This window comes from Streptomyces sp. NBC_01622 (genome assembly GCF_045209635.1).
Taxonomy (GTDB): domain Bacteria; phylum Actinomycetota; class Actinomycetes; order Streptomycetales; family Streptomycetaceae; genus Streptomyces.
This window is the reverse complement of sequence record NZ_CP109293.1, coordinates 10005979-10027193: the sequence shown is the minus strand read 5'-3', so window position 1 is coordinate 10027193 and position 21215 is coordinate 10005979. Positions and strand designations below refer to the sequence as shown.

The following is a 21215-nucleotide window of genomic DNA, read 5'->3' as shown; positions in this document are numbered from 1 at the left end:
TTCAAAAGTTGAGTCGTTGCACTTATTGAGCAGGTGTGCTTTTCTCAAGCCGTGGCCTCGAGGCATCGCCCGGCCGGCCCCTTATTTCTCCACCTCCCCCTCCGAAAGGAGTGATCAGTCATGTCCACGACCGATGCGCTCTCCTCCGCCGAGCAGGCCGTGCCGAAGAACGTGCGCTGGGTACTGCTCGGCGTGATGCTCGCGATGCTGCTGTCCATGCTCGACAACATGGTCGTCAGTACGGCGATGCCCACGATCGTCTCCGACCTGGGCGGCCTGGAGCACATCTCCTGGGTCGTTACCGCCTACACGCTCGTCACCGCCGTCACCACCCCGGTCTGGGGCAAGTTCGGTGACCTGTACGGCCGCAAGCCCATGTATCTCGCGTCGATCGCCGCGTTCATCGCCGGGTCCGCGCTGTGCGGCGCCGCCCAGTCCATGGGCGAGCTGATCGCCTTCCGTGTCGTGCAGGGTGTCGGTGCCGGCGGGATCGGTGCGGGCGCGTTCGCGCTGATCGGTGCTCTCGTGCCGCCTCGTGAGCGGGGCAGGTACCAGGGCATGACCGCCTCCGTCATGGCGATCGGCACCATCGGAGGGCCCCTGCTCGGCGGGTTCATCACCGGCCACTTCGACTGGCGGTGGGCCTTCTACATCAACCTGCCGCTCGGCGTCGTAGCCCTCGTGTGGCTGTGGCTGAAGCTGCACACCCCCGCCCAGCGCATCGAGGCGAGGATCGACTGGGCGGGCATCGCCCTGCTGGCCCTCGCCATCTCCGCGATCGTGCTGGCCGCGACCTGGGCGGGAAGCACATACGCCTGGGGCTCCTGGCAGATCCTCTGCCTCGGTGCCGCCGCGGTGGCGGGGCTGGCCGTGTTCGTCCTGGTGGAGAAGCGCGTCGACGAGCCGCTGCTGCCGGTGTCCGTGTTCACCGGCCATCGCAACTACCCGCTCGCGATGGTCATGCTCCTGGTCGCCGGTGTCGTCATGTTCGGTGCGGGCCTGTATCTGCCGCTCTTCCAGCAGACCGTGCAGGGCGCGTCGGCCACCAACTCCGGGCTGCTGATGCTGCCGATGATGATCCCGGTCGTGATCGTGTCCACTCTCGCGGGCAAGATCATGTCCGCCACCGGGAAGTACAAGATCTTCCCCGTCCTCGGGGCCGCGTTCCTCACTGTCGGCCTGGGTCTGCTGGCCACCATGGACACCGGTACCTCACGCGTGCTGACCGGCCTCTACATGGCGCTCATCGGCATCGGCCTGGGCTTCACCCTGCAGATGGCCGGCACCATCGCGCAGAACAGCGTCTCGATGCGGGACATGGGTGCCGCGATGAGCTCGGTCAACCTCTTCCGCACCCTGGGCGGCTCCCTCGGCGTCGCCGTGTTCGGCTCGATGTTCACCCGCGCCGTCCGGTCGCACCTGCCCGGCGGCGACAGCGGCACCGACGCCGGCGCCCTGCGGAAACTCCCCGCGAGCACCCGGGACGCCTATCTCCACGCGGTCGCCGACGGCACCGGCCACATCTTCCTGACCGGCGCGATCCTGTCCGCCCTCGCCCTCGTCGCCGCACTCCTCGTCATCGAGGTCCCGCTGAAGAAGGCCGGCCGGCCCGCGACCGCGACCGACGGCACCACGGCCGCCCCCGCCACCGCGGCCGGCTGACCGGCCCTCACCCCCGCGCACCCCACTGCGGCCTCCCGCAACACGAACGGAGCACCACCATGAACACCTCACCCACCCCTCGCATCGCAATCATCGGCGCCGGTCCCGGCGGCCTGACCTGCGCCCGGATTCTCCAGCTGCACGGCATCGCCGTCACCGTCCACGACCAGGCATCAGGTCCCGGCGCCCGCGATCAGGGCGGCACCCTCGACCTGCACGAGGACAACGGCCAGATCGCCCTGCGCGAAGCCGGACTGCTGGAGGAGTTCTTCCGGCTCTCCCGCCTCGAAGGGCAGGAGATGCGCCGGCTGGACCAGTACGGCACGCTCCTCTTCCACCACACCGCCGAAGAAGGCGACCGCTTCAAGCCGGAGATCGACCGCGGCCAGCTGCGCGACCTCCTCCTGAACTCCCTTGGGCCGGGCACGGTCCGCTGGGGCCGCACCCTCGATGCCGTCGCCGGTCCCGAAGAGGGCCCCCGGCAGCTCCACTTCACCGACGGCACCACCGTCGAGGCCGACCTCGTCATCGGCGCCGACGGCGCCTGGTCCCGGGTCCGCCGTGCGCTCTCCCCCGCCGTCCCCCAGTACACCGGCGTCAGCTTCCTCGAAGCCTGGTTCCACGACGTCGAGAACCGGCACCCCGACATCGCCGGACTCGTCGGCCAGGGCAGCGCCGCCGCGGCCGACGGCGACCGCGGTCTGTTCGCCCAGCGCAGCAGTGGCGACCACATCCGCGTCTACGTCATCCAGCGCGTCCCCGCCGACTGGATCACCGCGAGCGGCCTGACCGTCCAGGACACCGACGGCATCCGAGCACTCCTGCTGGAGCGGTTCCGCGACTGGTCACCGGCCCTGCGCCGGCTGATCGGCGACAACGACGGCCGCTACGTCGACCGCCCCATCCACGCCCTGCCCGTCCCCCACACCTGGGACCACAACCCCACCGTCACCCTGCTCGGCGACGCCGCCCACCTCATGCCCCCGCTCGGCGTCGGCGTCAACCTCGCCATGCTCGACGCCTGCGAACTGGCCCTGGCCCTCGCGAACCACCCCACCGTCGACGACGCCCTCCACGCCTACGAGAAGACCCTGCTGCCCCGCTCCACCGAGATGCAGCGACTCCTCGACCACGGCGCCGAACACCTCCTGTCCACCGAACTCCCCGATTTCGCGCGGCAGGAGGGAGCCTGACGAGGGCTGACAGCGCGGAACCGGCCCGCCGTGTGTGAACTACGGTGCCAGGACGCGGAGTTCAACAACCGTCCGGCCGTCTCCCGGGCCTCGGCGATGAGTTCGCGGGCGTCCTTCCGCTCAGCGGCGACAGCATGTACCTGCTCCACGCCACCGTCGAGCCGCTCCGAGCGCGTGGCGATGGTGAGTGAGCTGGGGTACGCCTTTCGACAGGGCTGCCTCCTTCGACAGCGCCGTCGCGCAGGCCGCCGGCCGCTTCTCCGCTCTGGAGTCGAGCTACGACCCCGTTTCTCGGCGTCAGTTGGACCCGACCGGGCTCGCCACGGGATGGCGATGCCTTGAAGTCGGCGGCGGCAGCGCTTCGTTGGACGACTGGCTCGGGGAACGGGTGGGGCCGCGGGGCGAGGTGACGGTCACCGAGCTCGAACCGCGTCGGGCCGCTTCACGGCACCGTCCGGATCATGTCCGTCTGCTGCGGCACGACATCGTCCGCGATCCGCTGCCGGGCCAGGACTACGACCTCGTCCATGCCCGGCTGGTACTGCTCCACCTGCCGGAGCGGCTGGAGGTGCTCGAGAAGCTCGTGGCGGCTCTGCGACCGGGCGGGTGGCTGGTGCTGGAGGAGTTCGACTGCGGCTGGACCCCGGTACTGGCCGCGCCCGACGCCTCGTCGGCCTGTTCAACCGGGTCCACACAGCGTTGATGGGGCCGCTGGCGGAGGCCGGGGCCGGTCCGCTGTGGGGGCGCCGCGCGCTGGGAGCGATGGCGGCTGCCGGGCTGCCCGAGATCGCCGCGAGCACGTACGCCGAGGCATGGCCGGGCGGCAGTACCGGCATCGCCCTGCACCGGCACAACACCGACCAGGTCACCGACCGGCTGGCCATGTCCGGTGTGTCAGCCGCTGAACTGGCCCGGTTCCAGGCGTTGTTGCGGCACCCGGAATTCGTCGTCAACGCCTACCCCCTGATCAGCGCGCGGGGCCGCCGCTCGCAGGCGAGCGAGAAGGACGCACCGCGATGACCCGCAACACCTACCGGAGGGCATCGGCCTGGAGGGGGCCCGGCTCGTGGTCGAACTCGGCCCGGGAACCGGGGTGTTCACCGACGCGATCCTCGCCCGGCTCGCGCCCGCCGCACGGCTCGTCGCGATCGAGCTCAACCCGGTGCTCGCAGCACGGCTGTCGGCCACCCGGCGCGACACCCGCCTGACCGTGATACGGGGCTCGGCCGCCGAACTGGCCGCGACAGTGGGCGAACCGGCCGATGCGGTGGTCTCCGGTCTGCCGTGGACGGTCATGCCTCGGGAGCAGCGCGGGCACATCCTGGACGCCGTGGCCGAAGTCCTCACACCCGGAGGCCGGTTCACCACCTTCGCCTATCTGCACGCGTCCTGGACTCCACCCGCCCGTCACTTCACCGCCGAACTGACCCGCCGCTTCAGCGAGTTGGAACGCTCGACCGTGGTCTGGCCGAACCTCCCACCCGCCTTCGTCCACCGGGCCACCCAGTAGCCATGACCGCGAGGCCGGAATACGGCCGCTTACCGGTCCGTCTCCGTGGTGGCGGTCAGGGTGCGGTCAAGCCGGCCGATGATCGTCGGGAACACTTCGGGCAGCTTGCTGACCGCGCAGTGCCCGGTGTCGGGAACGAGGTTCACGAGTGGGGCTGTTGCTGTCCTGGCCGAGCAGCGGGCGCAGGGAGAACTCGGCCCTTCCTGCGGCCAGTTGCTCGGGGGTGGGCGGCGCGTCGAATCCCATCGCGTTGCCGAGGATCCCGTCCATGCCGAAGGCGTCCTTGCGCGCGTCGGTGAACGCCGCTTCGACCGGCCCGCCCAGCACCACGGCGGCGTCGACCTCGCCGCGGACCATCTGCGGATACCGCTCGCCGAACAGCTCCGACGCGTCCAGCGGCCCTTGGTAGGGCATGACGGCTGGTCGACCCTGGAAACGCTCGCCGAGAACGGTACGGGCGGCTTGACGGTGAGCGAGATCGCCCGGCGGTCGGGCGTCCACGCCACGTCGATCCAGCGGCGTTGGGGCGCCGTGCAGAACCTGATCCTGATCCCCAACTGGGCGGGAGCCGCGCCCAGTTCTGGCAGACCCGCTACGACCTCACCCGAGACGTCGTCGACCGCGCCATCGACCGCCACGAGCTGGCGGCCGACGCCGATCACCAGCTCGCCCTCGAACTGCTGGTCGCACCGCCGCACTTCAGGGCGCTGCTCATCCGGCAGCCCATCGAGGAGGGCCGGATCGAGCGGATGGTCGACACCCTCCAGCACGGCTGGGCCGGACAGGGCTCCGCCCGCACACGGCCCGACTCCCCGTAACACCAACGCCCGAACCGGCGCGAACACGACCTGCGTCACTGAAGGCGTCGCGCAGTTCAGGTCCCGTTGGCTGCGCCGAAAGCTCGCCATGATCTCCTGGCGTTCCGCACAGGCTGTCTCGCGGGAGGACTGACGCATGGAGTTGCGCAGCGTCGAGGAGCTGATGGACCTGCTGTACGCCTGCCGGGGCGCCCGGGACACCCCGGACCGGAGCGGCGATCCGGTCGATCTGCACGACCACGCGCTGCAGACGGCCGCACTGCTGCGCCGAAGTCGCCCCGCCGACAAGGAACTCCAGGTCGCCGGCCTGGTCCACGACATCGGGCATCTCCTGCAACCCGGCGACGACGCCGGACACGCCGACCACGCGGCGGACGCCGTCCACGCCCTGCTCGGCGCACGGGTCGCCCGGCTGGTCCGGATGCACGTGCCCGCGAAGCGCTACCTGGCCACCGCCGCACCGGACCACGGCATGTCCGCGCAGAGCACGCTGACGCTCCGGGCCCAGGGCGGCCCGATGTCCCGCGCAGAGGCCGCCGCCTTCGAGCGCGATCCGCTCGCCGACGACGCGATCACCCTCCGCCAGGCCGACGACGCGGCCAAGGTCGTGGGCCTCGACGCCGGGGTCCTGGAGGACTGGCGCACGGTCCTGGACATCGTCGCCGCCCGGAACTCACGACTGCCCAACTCCCGCCTGAGGGCTGTCGACTGACGGTCCGTCATGAGATCGTACGGCGATGACGTCGTCGTCGTACGGTCTGCGGGGTCGGGTCGCTCTGATCACCGGCGGCACGCGCGGGATCGGGCGCGCGGTCGCCGAGGCGTTCGCCGGGGCCGGCGCGCTGGTGTGCGTGAGCGCCCGGGACGCCGGTGAAGTGGCGTGCGCGGCCGAGGAGTTGGGCGGTGTCGGCCTGGCCGGGGATGTCGCCGACCCGGAACACCTGTGTGAGCTGACCGAGTTCGCGCTGCGCGCCTTCGGGCGGATCGACGTGGTCGTCAACAACGCGGCGACGAACCAGCCGTACGGCCCGCTGATGGAAGCCGATCCGGATACCTGGCGGGCTGCCTTCACCGTGAACGTCGAGGCGCCGCTGCGGTTGACGCAGTGCGCGTGGCGGGCGTGGATGCGGGAGCACGGCGGCGCGGTGGTCAACGTGTGCACCGAGGGTGCCGGGCATGTCGGGCCGAACGTGGGGGCGTACTCCACCAGCAAGGCAGCGCTCCTTCACCTCACGCAACAGCTCGCTGGTGAACTCGCGCCGGGGGTGCGGGTCAACTCCGTCTCCCCCGGACTCGTCCGCACCGAGATGGCGCGCTTCGTCTGGGAGCCGGGTGAGGCGGAGGTCGCCGCGGGGCTGCCGCTCGGCCGGATCGGGGAGCCGGCCGACATCGCACGGGCCGTGCTGTGGCTGGCTTCCGACCAGGCCGAGTGGATCACCGGGGCGGATCTGCTGGTGGACGGCGGGACACGGGTGCGGGCGGCGTACGCGTCGGGCGGGTACGCCGTCCACGACCGGCTGAGATCGGCGGTGCCGCCCCGCCCGTAGCGGCCCCTGACGGGATCACGGGAACAGGGCGATCCCCACGAGGATCAGCAGGATGATCCCGGCGACCAGTGCGACCGTGGCCCAGGTCCCGCGGTGCTTCACCGCGGTCGTGGGTCCGCCGCCGCGCGGGCGGTCCTCCGGCAGCACGGGGTGTGCCGGGCGGTCGCTCGCGTAGAACTCGTCGTCGGTCGGGTAGTGGTTGCGCGGGTCTTCGAAGGCCCTCGGATCGATGCCGTGTGCACTGGCCATGGGAACTCCTCGCGCGGTCTTCACCAGGGCCGGGGCCGGCGGACGCCCGGCCCGCGCCCAGGGTGGCGGGTTACCACTTGCCGGGCGCGTAGTCCTTCAGGAAGACGCCGTACAGGTCCTCGCCCTGCTCGCCGCGCACAATTGGATCGTAAACCCGGGCCGCTCCGTCGACCAGGTCGAGCGGGGCGTGGAAGCCCTCCTCGGCGAGGCGGAGCTTGTCGTAGTGGGGGCGTTCGTCGGTGATCCAGCCGGTGTCGACGGAGGTCATGAGGATGCCGTCGGTCTGGAACATCTCCTGGCCGCTGGTGCGGGTCACCATGTTCATCGCTGCCTTGGCGGCATTGGTGTTCGGGTGTCCGGCGCCCTTGTAGCCGCGGCCGAAGACGCCCTCCATCGCGGAGACGTTGACGATGTACGAGCGCCCGCTCGTCGCCGTCCTCGCGGCGACGGCCATGGCCGGGCGGAGCTTGCTGATCAGGATGAACGGCGAGGTGTAGTTGCAGAGTTGGGTCTCGAGGAGCTCCACCGGGGAGATCTGCTCGATGGTCTGCACCCAGGTGTTGGTGTCGACCACGTCGGGAACCAGGCCGCCGGCGTCGATGGCGGTGCCGTCGAGGTGCCGGGCGACGCTGGCGTTGCCCGCGACCAGGGCGAGGTCGGCGACCTGCTGGGCGTCGAGGCCGGAGATCCCGACGGGCAGCGCGGCAAGGCCGTCGACCGCGCCGGAGCCGAACGCGCCGATCACGTGGTGGGCGGGCAGCTCACCGGCGGGCAGCGGGGCGCTCTCGCCGTCGACGAGGGCGGCGTAGGCCGAGGCCAGGCGCCGTACGGTCTGGGTCGCGTTGTTGATGAGGATGTCGAGCGGGCCCGTCTCGGCAACCTGGTCGGCGAGCGCCACGGCCTGGGCCGGGTCGCGCAGGTCGACGCCGACGACCTCCAGGCGGTGCAGCCAGTCCGCCGAGTCGTCCATGGCCTTGAAGCGGCGGATGGCGTCCTTCGGGAAGCGCGTGGTGATCGTGGTGTGGGCGCCGTCGCGCAGCAGCCTCAGCGCGATGTACATGCCGATCTTGGCGCGACCGCCGGTGAGCAGCGCGCGCTTGCCGGTGAGGTCGGCGTGGACGTCGCGCCTCTCGCGGTTCAGACGGGCGCAGTCGGGACAGAGCTGGTGGTAGAAGTAGTCGACTTCCACGTACCGGGTCTTGCAGGTGTAGCAGGAGCGCGGGCGCTGCAGTATCCCGGCGATCCGGCCCTCCTCCGTCACCGACGACGGGAGCAGTCCCTCGGTCTCGTCGTCGATGCGCTGGGCGGAGCCGGTCGCGGTGGACTCGGTGACGGCCTTGTCGTGCGCGGTCTTCGCGGCCCGGCGCTCCTGGCGGCGGCGCTGCTTGACGCTGCGGTAGATGCCGGCGGTGGCGCGGCGCACGGTGATCGCGTCGGGGTGGTCGACGTCGATCTTCTCCAGTTCGTCGAGCACGCTGAGGCAGACGGCCAGCCGCTCGGGGTCGATGCCGGGCCCGTACACGACCTCGTCCGGGGTCGTTGAGCCGTTCTCTGTCACCGTCATCGCGCTGCCGTTTCCTTGGGTCGTCCGCGGCGGCGCTCAGAGCGCACCGGCCGTCGAACAGGGAATTTTACGGAGCGCCGGGCCGCAGCACCAAACCCGTGCCGCGTCACGACCCACACGCGGTGATGAGTGTCTCCACCTCCTCGGTGAGCGCACGGGCGAACAGATCGAGATCCGGTACGGCCGCCGCGTCCGCGACGAGGCCGTAGTGGACGTGTCCACGGAAGGTGGAGACGGCGACGGCGAGGGACTGGCCGTGGGCCAGCGGGGCGTACGGGAAGACCGCGGTGACCGGGTTGCCGCCGAGCTTGAGGCCGATGCCGGGCAGCGGGACGCTGGTGACGAGGATGTCGAACCAGAGCCGGGCGGCCTGTGCGGCGAACGGCCCGCCGAGCCGGTGGCCGAGCGCCGGTACGTGGTCGGCGAGGAGGGCGACGGCACCCGCGCCCCGGTTGGGTCCCGCGTCCTTGTTGCGGTCCATGGCGGTGCGCACGGAGTCGAGGCGGGCGAGGGGGTCCGGGTCGTCGACGGGCAGCCTTATCAGATACCCGGAGAGCCGATTGCCCTGTGGCTGCGCGCCGCGCGGGCGGCGTTTGGAGACGGGGATCAGGGCGCGGGGCGCGACGCCCTCGCTGCCGTCGCCGCGTTCGTCGAGCCAGCGGCGCAGGGCGCCCGCGACGACGGCGATGAGCACGTCGTTGACGGTCCCGCCGACGGTCTTGCGGATGCGGTGCACGTCGTCGAGGTCCACGACGACTCCGGCGGTACGGCGGGTGCCCGACGACTCGGAGGCCAATGCCGCCGACGAACGGACGTCGAGGGTCGAGCGGGCGACGGACGCCCCGATGTCGAGGGCCCGGCCGACGTCGGACAGGGCACCCCGCAGCAGCCCGGGCAGCTTGCGCACATCGGGCAGCAGGCCGCGCGCGGGCTCCTCGGGGCGGGGTCGCCGCTCGGGCATGTCCATCGGGTCGAGGATCGCGGCGGCCAGGGTCAGGGCCCGCAGCCCGTCGGCCAGGGCGTGGTGGAACTTGAACAGCACGGCGAAGGAGACACCGTCCTCGCCGGGCAGCACATGCGCCTCCCACGGGGGCCGGCCGCGCTCCAGCGGGCGCTCCATGAGCCGGCCCGCGACCTCCTGGAAGTCGGCGGTCGGGGCGTGCAGCCGGACGTGGTGCAGCGGGTCGAAGTCGGGGTCTTCCTCGCGGGTGGCGCTCCCGAAGGACAGGGACAGCGGCTGCCACACGTCCCGGATGCGCATCCGCAGCCCGGGGACGGCGGCGGCGCGGGCGGCGAGGAGGTCGGCGGCGTGGGCTCCCGCGGTCGGCGAGTGTGCCGAGAAGACGCCGAGTGCGCCCAGGTGCATCGGGTTCCGGTCGGACTCGATGTTCCAGAACGCCAGGTCGAGAGGAGCGAGCAGATCGGAAGTCAAAGGCTTGCCTCGCGTCGACTAGGAGTGAGCAAGCAGTCAAGCGCCGACAAGCGATTACGGTCAAGTACGATCAAGCTACACACAGTTAACAGCAGATTACATCCGACCCCGGTCCCACCCCTCTGAGAGGGGCGGGACTCATGAGGCGACTGAGGTCACTTCAATGCCGGTGGTCCCGCCTGGGGTGACGTACCCCACTCCGACGGGTGCGGGCCGACCGTGAAGTCCAGCGACCGTACGGACCGCAGCAGCCCGGTCGTCAGATAGGTGCGGTCGTACGACGTCCCGTCCGTCCGGGCCGCCTGGATGTAGCGGTCGCCGGCGGAGGTGCCGGGCGCCTTGATGGTCAGGGCGCCGTGCGGGTAGTAGCGGCGGTCCAGGGTCAGGTCGACCCGGTCGAACACGGGCGTGGACAGGCCCCAGGTGTCGTAGCCGGGCTGGACCGGGAAGATCCCGATCGACGACAGCACGTTCCAGGCGGACATCGTGCCGAGGTCGTCGTTGCCGGTCATGCCGGTCGGACCGTCCGTGAACAGGGTCAGCGCCGCATGGACGACGTCGGTCGTCTTCCACGGCTGTCCGGTCGACAGATAGGTGTAGGGGGCGATCAGGTCGGGCTCGTTCTGCGGGTTGTACTTGTCCGCGTTGTAGTAGTCGTACGGCCCGTTGACCCACACCTCGCGGGCGGTCTTCGCCGGGTCGGCGAGCAGCTGGTCGTAGGCGAAGAAGGAGTCCAGCCGCTGGTTGGCCGCCTGTTGCCCGCCGATGAGGTCGACCATGCCGGGCAGGTCCTGCGGGACCAGCCACTGGTACTGCCACGACGTGCCCTCGTGGAAGCCCTCGCTCTGTGCAGGGTCAGCGGGACCGACGAAGGCACCGGAGGCGTCGCGGGCGCGGAAGAAGCCGGTCGACGGGTCGAAGATGTTCCGGTAGCTCTGGGCGCGGGCGGCGTAACGTGCGGCGTCGGCGCCGTGTCCGAGGTCGCGGGCCATCTGCCCGAGCATCGCGTCCGAGAGGGCGTACTCCAAGGTGGCCGAGGCCCCGTGGTCGTAGTCGGAGTCACCGGGCTTCGCGTGCGGGCGGCCCTTGATGTACGGCGCGAAACCGTTGGCGATGTACTCCTTGTTCGCCTCCCGGCCGACCGCAGCCGACTCGGTGGGCGGCACGCCGTCGGCGTTCCGCTTCAACGCCCGGTACGCACGCTCCTCGTACCCCTTGAGCAACCCCTGCTGATAGGCGTTGGTCAGGAACGGCGTGACGGGGTCGCCGGTCATGATGTTCGTCTCGACCGTGCCGTAGCCCCACTTGGGCAGCCAGCCGCTCTCCTCGTCAATTTCGATCACCGAGATCGCCATGTCCCGGGCCTCGCGGGGTGCGAGGAGGGCGAGGAGTTGGGACTGGGTGCGGTAGGTGTCCCAGAGGGACCAGTTCTGGTAGTAGGTGAAGCCCTTCGCGCGGTGGATCTTCTGGTCCCAGCCGGTGTAGCGGCCGTCGGCGTCGCTGCCGATGTTGGGTGCGAGGAACGACCGGTACAGGGACGAGTAGAAGGTCCGGCGCAGGCTGTCGGAGCCGCCTTGGGCGCGGACATCGTCGAGCCTGTCCTCCCAGGCCTGTTGAGCACGGTGGCGTACCGCGTCGAACGAACTCCCGCCCTCCGCACGGAGGTTGACGGCCGCGCCGTGCCCGTCGACGTACGAAAGGGCGGTGGTCGCCTCGACCGTACGGTCCTTCGTCGTGTCGAAGCGGACGTACGCACCGCCGCTCCCGCTCCTCGAACCGGCCGTCACCGTCGAGCCGTTCCAGGTGCCGTAGGTGGTGAAGGGCCGGTCGAAGCGGGTGATCGTGTAGACGGTGTACGGCTTGGTGTCCTGGCAGAAGCCGCGGCCGGTGATGGTGGTCCGCACGGTGCGGTTGTCGAGGACCTCCACCTTCGAGGAGACGCCGGAGTGCAGCGACTGGGCCGCGTTGAGCAGGACGTTGGCCTTGTCGGTGGCCGGGAAGGTGTAGCGCTGGACGCCGGTGCGCGCGGTCGCCGTCAGTTCGGCCTCGATGCCTGTTTTCAGGCCGACTTGGTAGTAGCCGGGGCTCGCGTGCTCGTCGTCGTGGCTGAACTCGGCCGCGTACTGGGCGTAGTCGGTCTGTGTCACCTCCCCGGTCGTGGGCAGTACGGGCAGATCGCCGCCGAGGCCGCAGCCGACGCCGGAGAGGTGCACGAGGGAGAAGCCGCGGATGTGGTTCTGGGAGTAGTCGTAGCCGGTGTTGTGGCCCGTGTCCGGCGAGAACTGCACCATACCGAAGGGCACGGCGGCGCCGGGGTACGTGTTGCCGTCGTTCTCGGTACCGATGAACGGGTTGACCAGGTCGGTGAGTTGACCGCCGACCGAGGCCTGGGCGGCGGTGGCGGGGGCGGCGAACAGCGCGGACACTGCCACCGCCCCCGCCATGCACAACCGCAGGCGCCGGGTCCATCTCATGGGTCCTCCAAGGGAGTTCAGGTGGTGGGGCACCCTGCGGGGGTCGCCTGCGAGGCATCGCGGATCAGTGCCTGCTGAGCGGCCTTCACCCGTTGCGCGTCGGGCTTGAGCACCCGCCGGTCGTACGTCATCAGGCCGTTCAACTCGCCCTCGACGTCGGAGATCTGCGTGTAGACCGCGCCGTTGCTCCCCTGGCAGGTCAGGGCGTGCACCTCGGCGAGCTTGGCGAGGTAGTCGTCGGTGTAGGCGGCCGGGTCGACGTCGACGTACGACTGCTGGACCGACCAGGCGTGTCCCGGCACCGCGAGCCCGAGGCCGCCGTACTCCCCGCTGACCAGGGCGCGTCGGCCGTCCGGGTGGGGTGGCAGGGCGGGGCTGGGATAGCCGTGCTCGTCGATGACGTCGCCGGTGCCGCCGTCCACGCCGAGGTTGATGCCGGACATGCTGTTGACGAGCCTCGTCGGGTCCCAGGCCTTCGCCTGGTCGGCGACGCGGGCCTCGTCGTACTGGCCCCAACCCTCGTTGAACGTCACCCACATGACGATCGACGGGCTGCTGATGTGCTGGTCGATCATCTGCTTCATCTCGCGCTCGTACTCGGCGCGGGCGGCGGGCGACGGGTTCACCCCGGCGGTCATCGCGGGCATGTCCTGCCACACCATGAGGCCGAGCCGGTCGGCCCAGTAGAACCAGCGGTCGGGCTCGACCTTGATGTGTTTGCGCACCGCGTTGAAGCCCAACTCCTTGTGCACCTTGAGGTCATGGGCGAGTGCCTCGTCGGTCGGGGCGGTGTAGAGGCCGTCCGGCCAGAAGCCCTGGTCCAGGGTGGCCATCATGAAGATCGGCTTGCCGTTCAGGACCGTGCGCGGGACGCCGTTCACCTTCTCCACGGCGATCGAACGCATCCCGAAGTAGCTGCCGACGCGGTCCTTGCCGACGGCGACCCTCAAGTCGTAGAGGAACGGGTTGTCGGGTGACCAGAGTTGGGGGTTCGTGATGGTCAGGGTCAGTGGGCCGCCGGTGCGGCCGTGTGCTGTCGCGACCTCCCGTTTTCCGTCGTACGCCGTCGCCGTGATCGGTACGCCGTCCCGGACTCCCTTTGCTTCGACGGTGAGTTGGCTCTTGGTGACGTCCGGGGTGAGCTTGAGGGAGTCGACGTGGTCGGGGGCGACCGGTTCCATCCAGACGGTCTGCCAGATGCCCGAGGTGGGGGTGTACCAGATGCCGCTCGGGTCGAGGCGCTGTTTGCCGATCGGGGGGTTCTCGCCGTCGGGCGCGTCGGTGGGGTCGTAGACGCCGACGATCAGTTCCTGGGTGCGGCCGGGCTTGAGGACGTCGGTGACGTCGGTGCTGAACTTGTCGTAGCCGCCCTGATGTTCGGTGACTTTGACGCCGTTGACGTAGACCTCGGCCCGCCAGTCGACGGCACCGAAGTTGAGCATCAGGCGCTTGCCCGAGCCGATCCTCCAGTCGGCGGGGACGGTGAAGGTGCGGCGGTACCACATGCGGTCCTCGTGCCGTTCGAGGCCGGAGAGCTGGGACTCGACGGGGTACGGAACGAGGATGCGCTCGGCGAGTGTCCGGCCGATGGGCGGGGACTCGCCCGCTGTGGCCGCCGCGAACTGCCAACTCCCGTTGAGGTTGCGCCAGTCGGTGCGGGTGAGCTGTGGGCGCGGGTACTCCGGGAGCGCGTTCTGCGGGCCCACCTGGTCGGCCCACTGGGTGCGCAGTTCGTGGGTGGAGCGGTTCGGGCCGGTGCTCCAGAAGGCGTTGATAACGTTGCCATCGGCCGCGGTGAGGCCGGCTTCGCCGTCGTAGCGGATGTCGGCGGTGCCGGGGGCGGTGCCCGTCTTGTTGCCCACGACGGGTTCGGTGAGGGGGACGAGCAGGGTGCGCGCGTCCGTTGGATCCAACTGAGCCTTCCCCAGTGGCCACTTGGCGCCGCCGATCACCGCTTCGAGGTGGTCGGTGAGGTCGGCCGGGGGTGTGGCGAGGGGCTGGGCGAAGTCGAGCTTGAGGGTGCGGCCGGTGCTGGTGACCGTGGCGGCGAGGGCGCCGTCGTAGTCGTAGCCGTCGGGGAGGCGGAAGGCCGACTGCGGGACGGGGACCTTGGCGCCGCCGGGTTCGGTCCAGCGGAGGTGGAGGTTGGAGCCGCCGTAGTGCTCGAAGTACTCGACCTTGATGTCGTAGGCCGTGCCGGCGGTCAACTCGACGGGGGCGGCGCTCTGTTCGTTGTCCCAGTCGTCGACCCAGTGGTCGATGACCAGCTGTCCGCCGATCCAGAGGCGGAAGCCGTTGTCGCCGATGATCGAGAAGGTGTGGGGTCCGGACTTCGTCGGGACGATCTTTCCGGTCCAGCGGATGCTGACGTCGTCCGACTGGCCGGTGGTGAAGGCGAGCCGGGGTTCGAGGTTGTCGAAGTCGAGGTTCGGGTCGACGCCGGTGGCCTTGAGGTCGGCGAAGTCGAAGGCGCCGGGGGCGGACTGGGTGTAGTACTCGCCCTTCAGGCCGTGGATCTCCACGGGATCCTCGGCGGTGGTGGCGCTCGCGGTGGGGACAGCCGCCAGGGCGGCGATGCCGAGTGCCAGCGCGAGCAGTAACGCGAGTCGGTCCTTGAGACGTCTGATACGCACGGAACCTCCATAACAACGTTGTCATGGGCAGCAGTTGGCATGACAACACGGATTCCGCATTCCGTCCAGGGACATGACAAGCCTGCGTCAGGGCACGGCAAAGCCCCGGTGCGGTCGGGACGCACCGGGGCCGATGTTCGGTACTACGTGACCAGTTGGCCCTTCCCCAGGGCGATGACGCCGCCCTTGGAGACCGTGTACAGGTCGGCGTCGCGCTCCGGGTTGACCCCGATCGTCGCGCCCGGCGGCACCTCGACGTTCTTGTCCAGCACGGCGCCCCGGACCACCGCACCCCGCCCGATGTGGACGTTGTCGTGCAGGATCGAGCCCTGGACGACCGCTCCGGGGTCGACGACCACGCCCGGGGACAGCACCGAGCGCGTGACCTGGCCGCGGATGAGGCACCCGGAGCTGATGATCGACTCGCTGGCCATGCCGCCGGCGTTGAAGCGGGCCGGGGAGAGCTGGCCGGAGTGGGTGTAGATGGGCCAGTTGCGGTTGTAGAGGTTGAAGGCGGGGCGCTCGGCGATGAGGTCCATGTGGGCGTCGTAGTAGGCGTCCAAGGTGCCGACGTCGCGCCAGTAGCCCTGGTCGCGGGTGGTCTCGCCGGGGACGTGGTTGGCGCTGAAGTCGTAGAGCGCGGCCTCGCCCCGGTCGGTGAGCGCGGGCAGGATCGAGCCGCCCATGTCGTGCACCGAGCCGATGTCCTCGGCGTCCCGCTGGAGTGCCTCTATCAGGGTCTTGGTGGTGAAGATGTAGTTGCCCATGGAGGCGTAGACGCACTCGGGGTCGTCGACCAGGCCCGGCGGGTCGGCGGGCTTCTCCAGGAAGCGTTCGACCGTCTGGCCGTCCGAGCCCGGGGTGATCACGCCGAACTGCGAGGACTCCGCGCGCGGGACGCGGATCCCGGCCACGGTGACGCCCGCGCCGCTGTCGATGTGCTGGGCGAGCATCTGCCGGGGGTCCATGCGGTAGACGTGGTCGGCGCCGAAGACCGCGACGTACTCGGGGCGCTCGTCGTAGATCAGGTTCAGCGACTGCAGGATCGCGTCCGCGCTGCCGAGGTACCAGCGCGGCCCCAGGCGCTGCTGCGCCGGAACCGGTGTGACGTAGTTGCCGAGCAGGCTGGACATCCGCCAGGTGGTGGTGATGTGGCGGTCCAGCGAGTGCGACTTGTACTGCGTGAGCACGCAGATGCGCAGGATGTCTGCGTTCACGAGATTGGACAGCACGAAGTCCACTAGGCGGTACGTCCCGCCGAAGGTGACCGCGGGTTTGGCCCGGTCGGCGGTCAAGGGCATCAACCGCTTGCCCTCACCGCCCGCCAGTACGATCCCGAGCACCGAAGGTCCGCCACGACGCATGGCCGCTCCCCTCACCCTGGTTGACCCCAGCCTGCCCCTGAGCAGCGCACACTAAGCCTGTTTGAGGATCTCCGCGTAGAGCCGCGCGGTGCGCAGCGCCACGGCGTCCCAGCCGAACTCGCCCACCGCGCGCTTCCGCCCCGCCTCGCCCATGCGCTTCGCAGTCTCCGGGTCGGCGAGCACGGAGTCGAGAGCCGACGCCAGGTTCTCCTCGAAGTTTTCCTCGACGGACACCAGCAGGCCGGTCTCGCCGTCCGCCACCACCTCGGGGATGCCCCCGACCCGGGAGGCGACCACGGCCGTACCGCAGGCCATCGCCTCCAGGTTGACGATCCCCAGGGGCTCGTAGACCGAGGGGCAGGCGAACACGGTGGCGTGGGTGAGGAGCTGGATGACCTCCGGGCGGGGCAGCATCTGAGGGATCCAGCGCACGCCCTCGCGGACCCGGCTCAGCTCCTCGAAGAGGTCGCGGAACTCCCGGTCGATCTCCGGCGTGTCGGGCGCGCCCGCGCACAGGACGACCTGCGCGGCCGGGTCGAGGTCACGCACCGCGCGCAGCAGATGGGGCACGCCCTTCTGGCGGGTGATGCGGCCGACGAACAGCACGTAGGGGCGGTCGGGGTCGATGCCGAGCCGGGTGAGCACGTCGGTGCCGTGGTCGGGCCGGTAGAGCGTGGTGTCGATGCCGTTGTGGATCACCCGCACCGTGGCGGGGTCCAGCGACGGGTAGCACGCGAGGATGTCCTCGCGCATGGCTCCCGATACGGCGACCACGGCGTCCGCGGCCTCGATCGCGGTGCGCTCGGCCCAGCTGGAGAGCGCGTATCCGCCGCCGAGCTGCTCGGCCTTCCAGGGGCGCAGCGGCTCCAGGGAGTGGGCGGTCATCACGTGCGGGACGCCGTGGAGGAGCTTGGCGAAGTGGCCGGCGAGGTTGGCGTACCAGGTGTGCGAGTGGACGAGCTCGCGGCCTTCGAGGGCGGCGGCCATGGAGAGGTCCACGGAGAAGGTGCGCAGGGCGTCGTTGGCGCCGTCCAGGGTCGGCCAGGAGCGGTGGCGTACGACGCCCTCCGTGCGGCCCTCGCCCCAGCAGTGCACGTCAAGATCGACCAGGGGCCTCAACTCCCGGGCCAGGAACTCCACATGGACGCCCGCGCCGCCGTACACATCCGGCGGGTACTCCCGGGTCAGCAGTCCCACTCGCACCCGTTAACCCCTTGTTCTCGGCGGCTGATTGCACTCATGGTCACCCAGAAGCGGCGTTCGCGGAAGAGCCGGGCGGCTGTGTGAAGCAGCAGTCCCCGCAGACCCCGCCGCCGGGGACCCGGTAATAGAGGCAGCAGCTGCGGCGCCGGAAGGCGGTTCCGGTGAGGGTTCCGGTGCCGGCCAGGAGGGGGTGGGCGAGGAGTTCCGTCGTGAGGGCACGCGCGCGCGTGGCCACTTCCGTACGGCCACGCGCGCGTGCCCAGCGGTCCAGTTCGCGGGCCGCGCCCGCCAGCGCGGAGGCCGCGTTGCCCCACAGCAGGCCGGCGGACATGCGGTGGTGGGCGACCAGGGCCGCGGTCAGGGGTTCCAGGTGGCCGTGGAGCACGACGTCCGCCAGAGCGTCGACGGGCAGCGGGCGGACCTCGGCCAGCCACAGGTCGTCCGGAGCAGCGCTGCCCGCGTCCCAGTACAGCAGGCGTGGGTCGAGGTCCGGGATGCGGTCGTAGAGGGCGGCGCAGCCGAGCGCCGCCGACCACAGCCGGGCCGCGAGTGCCTGTTGTGCCACCGAGGCGGCAATGCGCGGCTCAGGGGCCTGGAGACGCTTGGCGACGACATGGACACGGAAAGTCAGAGAATTTCCGTAGACATCCGGCACCGGGTTTTCGTAGGTCGTCGCAAGCGTCGGCAGCGGGCCGCTCGGGGCTGCGCCCGTGCGTAGTACGAAGAAGCCGCCGAGGGGGCGGAGCGCGGCGAGTTCGGGGTCCAGGTCCACGAACAGCAGTAGTACCAAGGCTTCTAAGGGTTCCACCCAGGGGGTGTCCCCCTGATGTCACCCACCTTGGGGAGGACAAGGGGGGTTTCGTACTCCATCGGCAGTACTACCCAATCGGTGCTCAGGTACGACGACGGGAAGAACATCGCGCGGCATCGTGTTCTGTATGAAAGCCGACCGTTCGCCGCGTGGTGCCAGAGGCGCCCGCCTGACGCAGAGGAGCTGCCGATGAGCGCCCTCGCGTTGTCCATCGTGCTGTCGCTCGTCTCCGCCGTGGCCTACGCGGCCGGTGCGATCGTGCAGGAGCGCGTCGCGGTGTCCTCTCCCGACCAGGAGTACGCGCCGCTGCGCCGCCCGAGCTGGTGGGCGGCGGTCGCGTTGAACGGCAGCGGCGGTCTGCTGCACGTGGTGGCGCTGGCCTACGGCCCGCTGAGCCTGGTGCAGCCGCTGGGCGCGCTGACCATCGTGTTCGCGCTGCCGATGGCGGCCCTGTTCGTCGGCCGCAAGGCCGGGTCCACCGCCTGGCGCGGCGCGATCATGGCGACGATCGGTCTCGCCGGTCTGCTGTCCCTGGTCGGCGCGTCCGACAGTCACTCGCTGAGCACCGCCCAGCGGGTGTCCGTGGCGGTGTTCACCGGCGCGGTGGTCGCGACGCTGATGATCGCGGGCCGCGCGGCACACCGGCACCCGGCGGTGCGCAGTGTGCTGCTGGCGACCGCGTCCGGCATAGCGTTCGGCATGTCCTCGGTGTTCACGAAGACGGTGACGGTCGACTGGGGCAACGGCGCGATATCGGCGAGCGACATCCCGTTCCTGGCCGTGATCGCCGTGTTCGCCGTGGCCGGTCTGATGCTCTCGCAGGCCTCCTACCGGGGCGCGGGCCTGGCGGCTCCGCTGGCCGTCCTGACGGTCGTGAACCCGGTGGTGGCGGCCGTCGTCGGCATCACGATGTTCGGCGAGACCTTCCGCTACGGCACGACGGGCACCCTGCTCGCCCTGAGCGCCGGAGTGGTCGCCGCGGGTGGCCTGATCCTGCTGACGACGGAGCGGCTGGAGAGCGAGCACGCACCGTCCCGCTCCGCCGACGGCACCGCGGCACCGGGCATCCCCGTCGCGCCGTCGCCCATCGAGGAGTTGCTCGACGCCCTCCCTGGACAGCCCGTCGACGTGAGCGCGAACGTCGACGCGCGCGGCACGGACCTCACGGTCGCCGCGCGGAGCGGCGAATTCCTCGTCCCGGCCCCGGCGGCGATCCCGGCCGACGAGGGTTACGAGACCCTGGAACCGGCCGGCTCCGCCGAACCGCCGAGCTACTTCGGCCCGTTCCACGCCGGGCTGTACGTGATGATGCCGGTCCACGACCGGCATCGCACCCGAGTCAAATCGTGACGCCGCCGGCCCGCAGATAGGCGAGCGGGTCGATGTCGGTACCGAATCCGGGCCCCGTCCGCACCTCGAAGTGCAGATGCGGGCCCGTGGTGTTCCCGGTGGACCCCGACCGCCCGATGCGCTGCCCTGCGCCGACGGACTGTCCGTCCCGCACCGAGATCGCGGACAGGTGGGCGTACTGCGAGTACCGCCCGTCGGCGTGCCGGATCACCACCTGGTAGCCGTAGGAGCCGCCCCAGCCCGCGGTGACCACCTGCCCGCCTTCGATGGCCTTCACCGAAGTGCCGGTGGGGACAAGGAAGTCGACGCCGGTGTGGTAGCCCTTCGACCAGGCGGAGCCCTCCGCGTGGTACGCCGTGCCGATGGGGGCGTTGACGGGGGCGACGAGGGAGCGACTCGTCGACTTCTTGGTGGTGGTCTTCTTCTCCGCGGTGTCCGAAGAGGCCTTCTTCGTCGCGGACTTGGTGGCCGGCTTCGTCGTCGTACGGGCCTTCGCCTCGGCCTTGGCGTGCAGGCTCAGCCGCTGGCCCGGCAGGATCAGGTCCGGGTCGTCACCGACTGTCGTGCGGTTCGCGGCGTAGAGCTCGTGCCAGCCGCCGTCGACTCGCTCGGTCTCGGCGATCCCGGAGAGGGTGTCGCCGCGCACGACCGTGTACATCTCGACGGTGCCCGCGCGGGACTGCGGTGTGGTCTGCGGCTGTACGTCCTTCACGGACCGTTTGACGGTCTGCGTCTTGGCGTCCTCGGCCTTGGTGCTCCCGGTCTTCGTGCTCCCGGTCTTGGTGCCGCCGACGTGGATGTCGGGTGTGTCGCCGCCCCGGGTAAGTCCGGCGCGCACCGAGCACACCGGCCAGGCGCCGGGCCCCTGGCCCTTGAGCACCTTCTCCGCGACCGCGATCTGCTGGTCCCGGGTGGCCAGATCCGCGCGGCTCGCGTACGCCGTGCCGCCGTAAGCCTCCCAGGTGGACTGGGTGAACTGGAGCCCGCCGTAGTACCCGTTGCCGGTGTTGATGCTCCAGTCGCCGCTGGACTCGCAGGCGGCGACCTTGTTCCAGGTGCTCACATCGGCCGCCTGAGCACTGCCGGCACCGGCGCCGACGAGGGGGATCGCGATGCCCGCACCGCCCGCCGTGACCGTGAGGAGCGAGGAACGGTTGATCCTGTTCGGCTGATACCGGCGGTGCCGACCGCGTACGGCCATGGAGAATCCCCCTCGACATACGTCAGGAGGGCCAAAAGTAAGCGCCCCGAACAGGCCATGACAAGACGGCAACCGGCCGCCCTGTGTCTCAAGTGGCGAGCGGGCCGCTCCGGTTGCGGTGAGCACGTGCGGTCGGGGTACCGGCAGGCCAGGATGGACCGAGCGGCAATACTGGCGAGCACGACCGGTACCACCGATGTCAGG

The 21215-nt window shown here is 70.4% G+C and carries 19 protein-coding genes; 9 read left to right on the top strand and 10 right to left on the bottom strand.

What is annotated here, in order from left to right; all coding sequences use genetic code 11:
- Positions 1-120 precede the first annotated feature (120 nt).
- The 5 genes from OH768_RS46445 to OH768_RS46425 all read left to right on the top strand — a co-directional run bounded on the left by OH768_RS46445 (position 121) and on the right by OH768_RS46425 (position 4365).
- Positions 121-1662 carry an MDR family MFS transporter gene (locus OH768_RS46445; protein ID WP_406462942.1) on the top strand — a complete coding sequence of 514 codons (1542 nt, stop codon included), beginning with the start codon at positions 121-123 and terminating at the stop codon, positions 1660-1662.
- A 59-nt stretch (positions 1663-1721) separates the two neighbouring features.
- A complete protein-coding gene (locus tag OH768_RS46440) occupies positions 1722-2855 on the top strand; it encodes an FAD-dependent oxidoreductase (RefSeq protein WP_406462940.1) in 1134 nt (377 codons plus the stop codon).
- A 187-nt stretch (positions 2856-3042) separates the two neighbouring features.
- A complete protein-coding gene (locus OH768_RS46435) occupies positions 3043-3558 on the top strand; it encodes a class I SAM-dependent methyltransferase (protein WP_406462938.1) in 516 nt (171 codons plus the stop codon).
- Positions 3558-3875 carry a hypothetical protein gene (locus tag OH768_RS46430; RefSeq protein ID WP_406462936.1) on the top strand — a complete coding sequence of 106 codons (318 nt, stop codon included), beginning with the start codon at positions 3558-3560 and terminating at the stop codon, positions 3873-3875. The genes OH768_RS46435 and OH768_RS46430 overlap by 1 nt, the downstream gene beginning before the upstream one ends.
- Positions 3876-3921: 46 nt before the next feature.
- On the top strand, positions 3922-4365 hold the full coding sequence (locus OH768_RS46425) for a class I SAM-dependent methyltransferase (RefSeq protein ID WP_406462934.1): 444 nt from the start codon (positions 3922-3924) through the stop codon (positions 4363-4365).
- A gap of 66 nt (positions 4366-4431) precedes the next feature.
- Here the strand turns inward: OH768_RS46425 and OH768_RS46420 are convergent, their stop codons facing one another.
- Positions 4432-4779 carry a hypothetical protein gene (locus OH768_RS46420; RefSeq protein WP_406462932.1) on the bottom strand — a complete coding sequence of 116 codons (348 nt, stop codon included), beginning with the start codon at positions 4777-4779 and terminating at the stop codon, positions 4432-4434.
- A 107-nt stretch (positions 4780-4886) separates the two neighbouring features.
- Here OH768_RS46420 and OH768_RS46415 point away from each other — a divergent pair, with 107 nt between their 5' ends.
- From OH768_RS46415 to OH768_RS46405, 3 genes are all read left to right on the top strand, one after another.
- A complete protein-coding gene (locus OH768_RS46415; protein ID WP_406462930.1) occupies positions 4887-5183 on the top strand; it encodes a TetR-like C-terminal domain-containing protein in 297 nt (98 codons plus the stop codon).
- Positions 5184-5319: 136 nt separating this feature from the next.
- The gene (locus OH768_RS46410) at positions 5320-5895 is read left to right on the top strand and encodes an HD domain-containing protein (protein WP_406462928.1); all 576 of its coding nucleotides are present in this window, start codon (positions 5320-5322) and stop codon (positions 5893-5895) included.
- A gap of 25 nt (positions 5896-5920) precedes the next feature.
- Positions 5921-6730, top strand: a complete 810-nt coding sequence (locus OH768_RS46405; RefSeq protein WP_406462926.1) for an SDR family oxidoreductase — start codon at positions 5921-5923, stop codon at positions 6728-6730.
- A gap of 15 nt (positions 6731-6745) precedes the next feature.
- Here the strand turns inward: OH768_RS46405 and OH768_RS46400 are convergent, their stop codons facing one another.
- From OH768_RS46400 to OH768_RS46365, 8 genes are all read right to left on the bottom strand, one after another.
- Positions 6746-6979 (bottom strand): hypothetical protein, encoded by a 234-nt coding sequence (locus tag OH768_RS46400; protein WP_406462925.1) that lies wholly within the window; start codon positions 6977-6979, stop codon positions 6746-6748.
- A gap of 70 nt (positions 6980-7049) precedes the next feature.
- Complete coding sequence (locus OH768_RS46395; protein ID WP_406462923.1) at positions 7050-8543, bottom strand: SDR family NAD(P)-dependent oxidoreductase; 1494 nt, start codon at positions 8541-8543, stop codon at positions 7050-7052.
- A gap of 106 nt (positions 8544-8649) precedes the next feature.
- Complete coding sequence (locus OH768_RS46390) at positions 8650-9975, bottom strand: wax ester/triacylglycerol synthase family O-acyltransferase (protein WP_406462922.1); 1326 nt, start codon at positions 9973-9975, stop codon at positions 8650-8652.
- 155 nt (positions 9976-10130) lie between these two features.
- Positions 10131-12449 (bottom strand): GH92 family glycosyl hydrolase, encoded by a 2319-nt coding sequence (locus OH768_RS46385; RefSeq protein WP_406462920.1) that lies wholly within the window; start codon positions 12447-12449, stop codon positions 10131-10133.
- A 17-nt stretch (positions 12450-12466) separates the two neighbouring features.
- A complete protein-coding gene (locus OH768_RS46380) occupies positions 12467-15082 on the bottom strand; it encodes a PA14 domain-containing protein (protein WP_406462918.1) in 2616 nt (871 codons plus the stop codon).
- Positions 15083-15225: 143 nt separating this feature from the next.
- The gene (gene glgC, locus OH768_RS46375; protein ID WP_201049710.1) at positions 15226-16446 is read right to left on the bottom strand and encodes a glucose-1-phosphate adenylyltransferase; all 1221 of its coding nucleotides are present in this window, start codon (positions 16444-16446) and stop codon (positions 15226-15228) included.
- A 51-nt stretch (positions 16447-16497) separates the two neighbouring features.
- Positions 16498-17649 (bottom strand): glycogen synthase, encoded by a 1152-nt coding sequence (glgA, locus tag OH768_RS46370; RefSeq protein WP_406462916.1) that lies wholly within the window; start codon positions 17647-17649, stop codon positions 16498-16500.
- 40 nt (positions 17650-17689) lie between these two features.
- Positions 17690-18439: a (2Fe-2S)-binding protein gene (locus tag OH768_RS46365; RefSeq protein WP_406465712.1), complete on the bottom strand. Its 750-nt coding sequence runs from the start codon at positions 18437-18439 to the stop codon at positions 17690-17692.
- Between the two features lie 210 nt (positions 18440-18649).
- On the opposite strand from OH768_RS46365, the gene OH768_RS46360 reads away from it, so the two are divergent.
- The gene (locus OH768_RS46360; RefSeq protein WP_406462914.1) at positions 18650-19810 is read left to right on the top strand and encodes a DMT family transporter; all 1161 of its coding nucleotides are present in this window, start codon (positions 18650-18652) and stop codon (positions 19808-19810) included.
- Here OH768_RS46360 and OH768_RS46355 read toward each other — a convergent pair.
- On the bottom strand, positions 19800-21011 hold the full coding sequence (locus OH768_RS46355; RefSeq protein WP_406462913.1) for a transglycosylase family protein: 1212 nt from the start codon (positions 21009-21011) through the stop codon (positions 19800-19802). The two genes, OH768_RS46360 and OH768_RS46355, sit on opposite strands and share 11 nt — an antisense overlap.
- Positions 21012-21215 lie beyond the last annotated feature (204 nt).

What these genes read in the sequence shown, in the direction of transcription:
- OH768_RS46445 (WP_406462942.1), top strand. Translation starts at nt 121, where the DNA reads ATGTCCACGACCGATGCGCTCTCCTCCGCCGAGCAGGCCGTGCCGAAG.
- OH768_RS46440 (WP_406462940.1), top strand. Translation starts at nt 1,722, where the DNA reads ATGAACACCTCACCCACCCCTCGCATCGCAATCATCGGCGCCGGTCCC.
- OH768_RS46430 (WP_406462936.1), top strand. Translation starts at nt 3,558, where the DNA reads ATGGGGCCGCTGGCGGAGGCCGGGGCCGGTCCGCTGTGGGGGCGCCGC.
- OH768_RS46420 (WP_406462932.1), bottom strand. Translation starts at nt 4,779, where the DNA reads ATGCCCTACCAAGGGCCGCTGGACGCGTCGGAGCTGTTCGGCGAGCGG.
- OH768_RS46410 (WP_406462928.1), top strand. Translation starts at nt 5,320, where the DNA reads ATGGAGTTGCGCAGCGTCGAGGAGCTGATGGACCTGCTGTACGCCTGC.
- OH768_RS46405 (WP_406462926.1), top strand. Translation starts at nt 5,921, where the DNA reads ATGACGTCGTCGTCGTACGGTCTGCGGGGTCGGGTCGCTCTGATCACC.
- OH768_RS46400 (WP_406462925.1), bottom strand. Translation starts at nt 6,979, where the DNA reads ATGGCCAGTGCACACGGCATCGATCCGAGGGCCTTCGAAGACCCGCGC.
- OH768_RS46395 (WP_406462923.1), bottom strand. Translation starts at nt 8,543, where the DNA reads ATGACGGTGACAGAGAACGGCTCAACGACCCCGGACGAGGTCGTGTAC.
- OH768_RS46385 (WP_406462920.1), bottom strand. Translation starts at nt 12,449, where the DNA reads ATGAGATGGACCCGGCGCCTGCGGTTGTGCATGGCGGGGGCGGTGGCA.
- glgC (WP_201049710.1), bottom strand. Translation starts at nt 16,446, where the DNA reads ATGCGTCGTGGCGGACCTTCGGTGCTCGGGATCGTACTGGCGGGCGGT.
- OH768_RS46360 (WP_406462914.1), top strand. Translation starts at nt 18,650, where the DNA reads ATGAGCGCCCTCGCGTTGTCCATCGTGCTGTCGCTCGTCTCCGCCGTG.
- OH768_RS46355 (WP_406462913.1), bottom strand. Translation starts at nt 21,011, where the DNA reads ATGGCCGTACGCGGTCGGCACCGCCGGTATCAGCCGAACAGGATCAAC.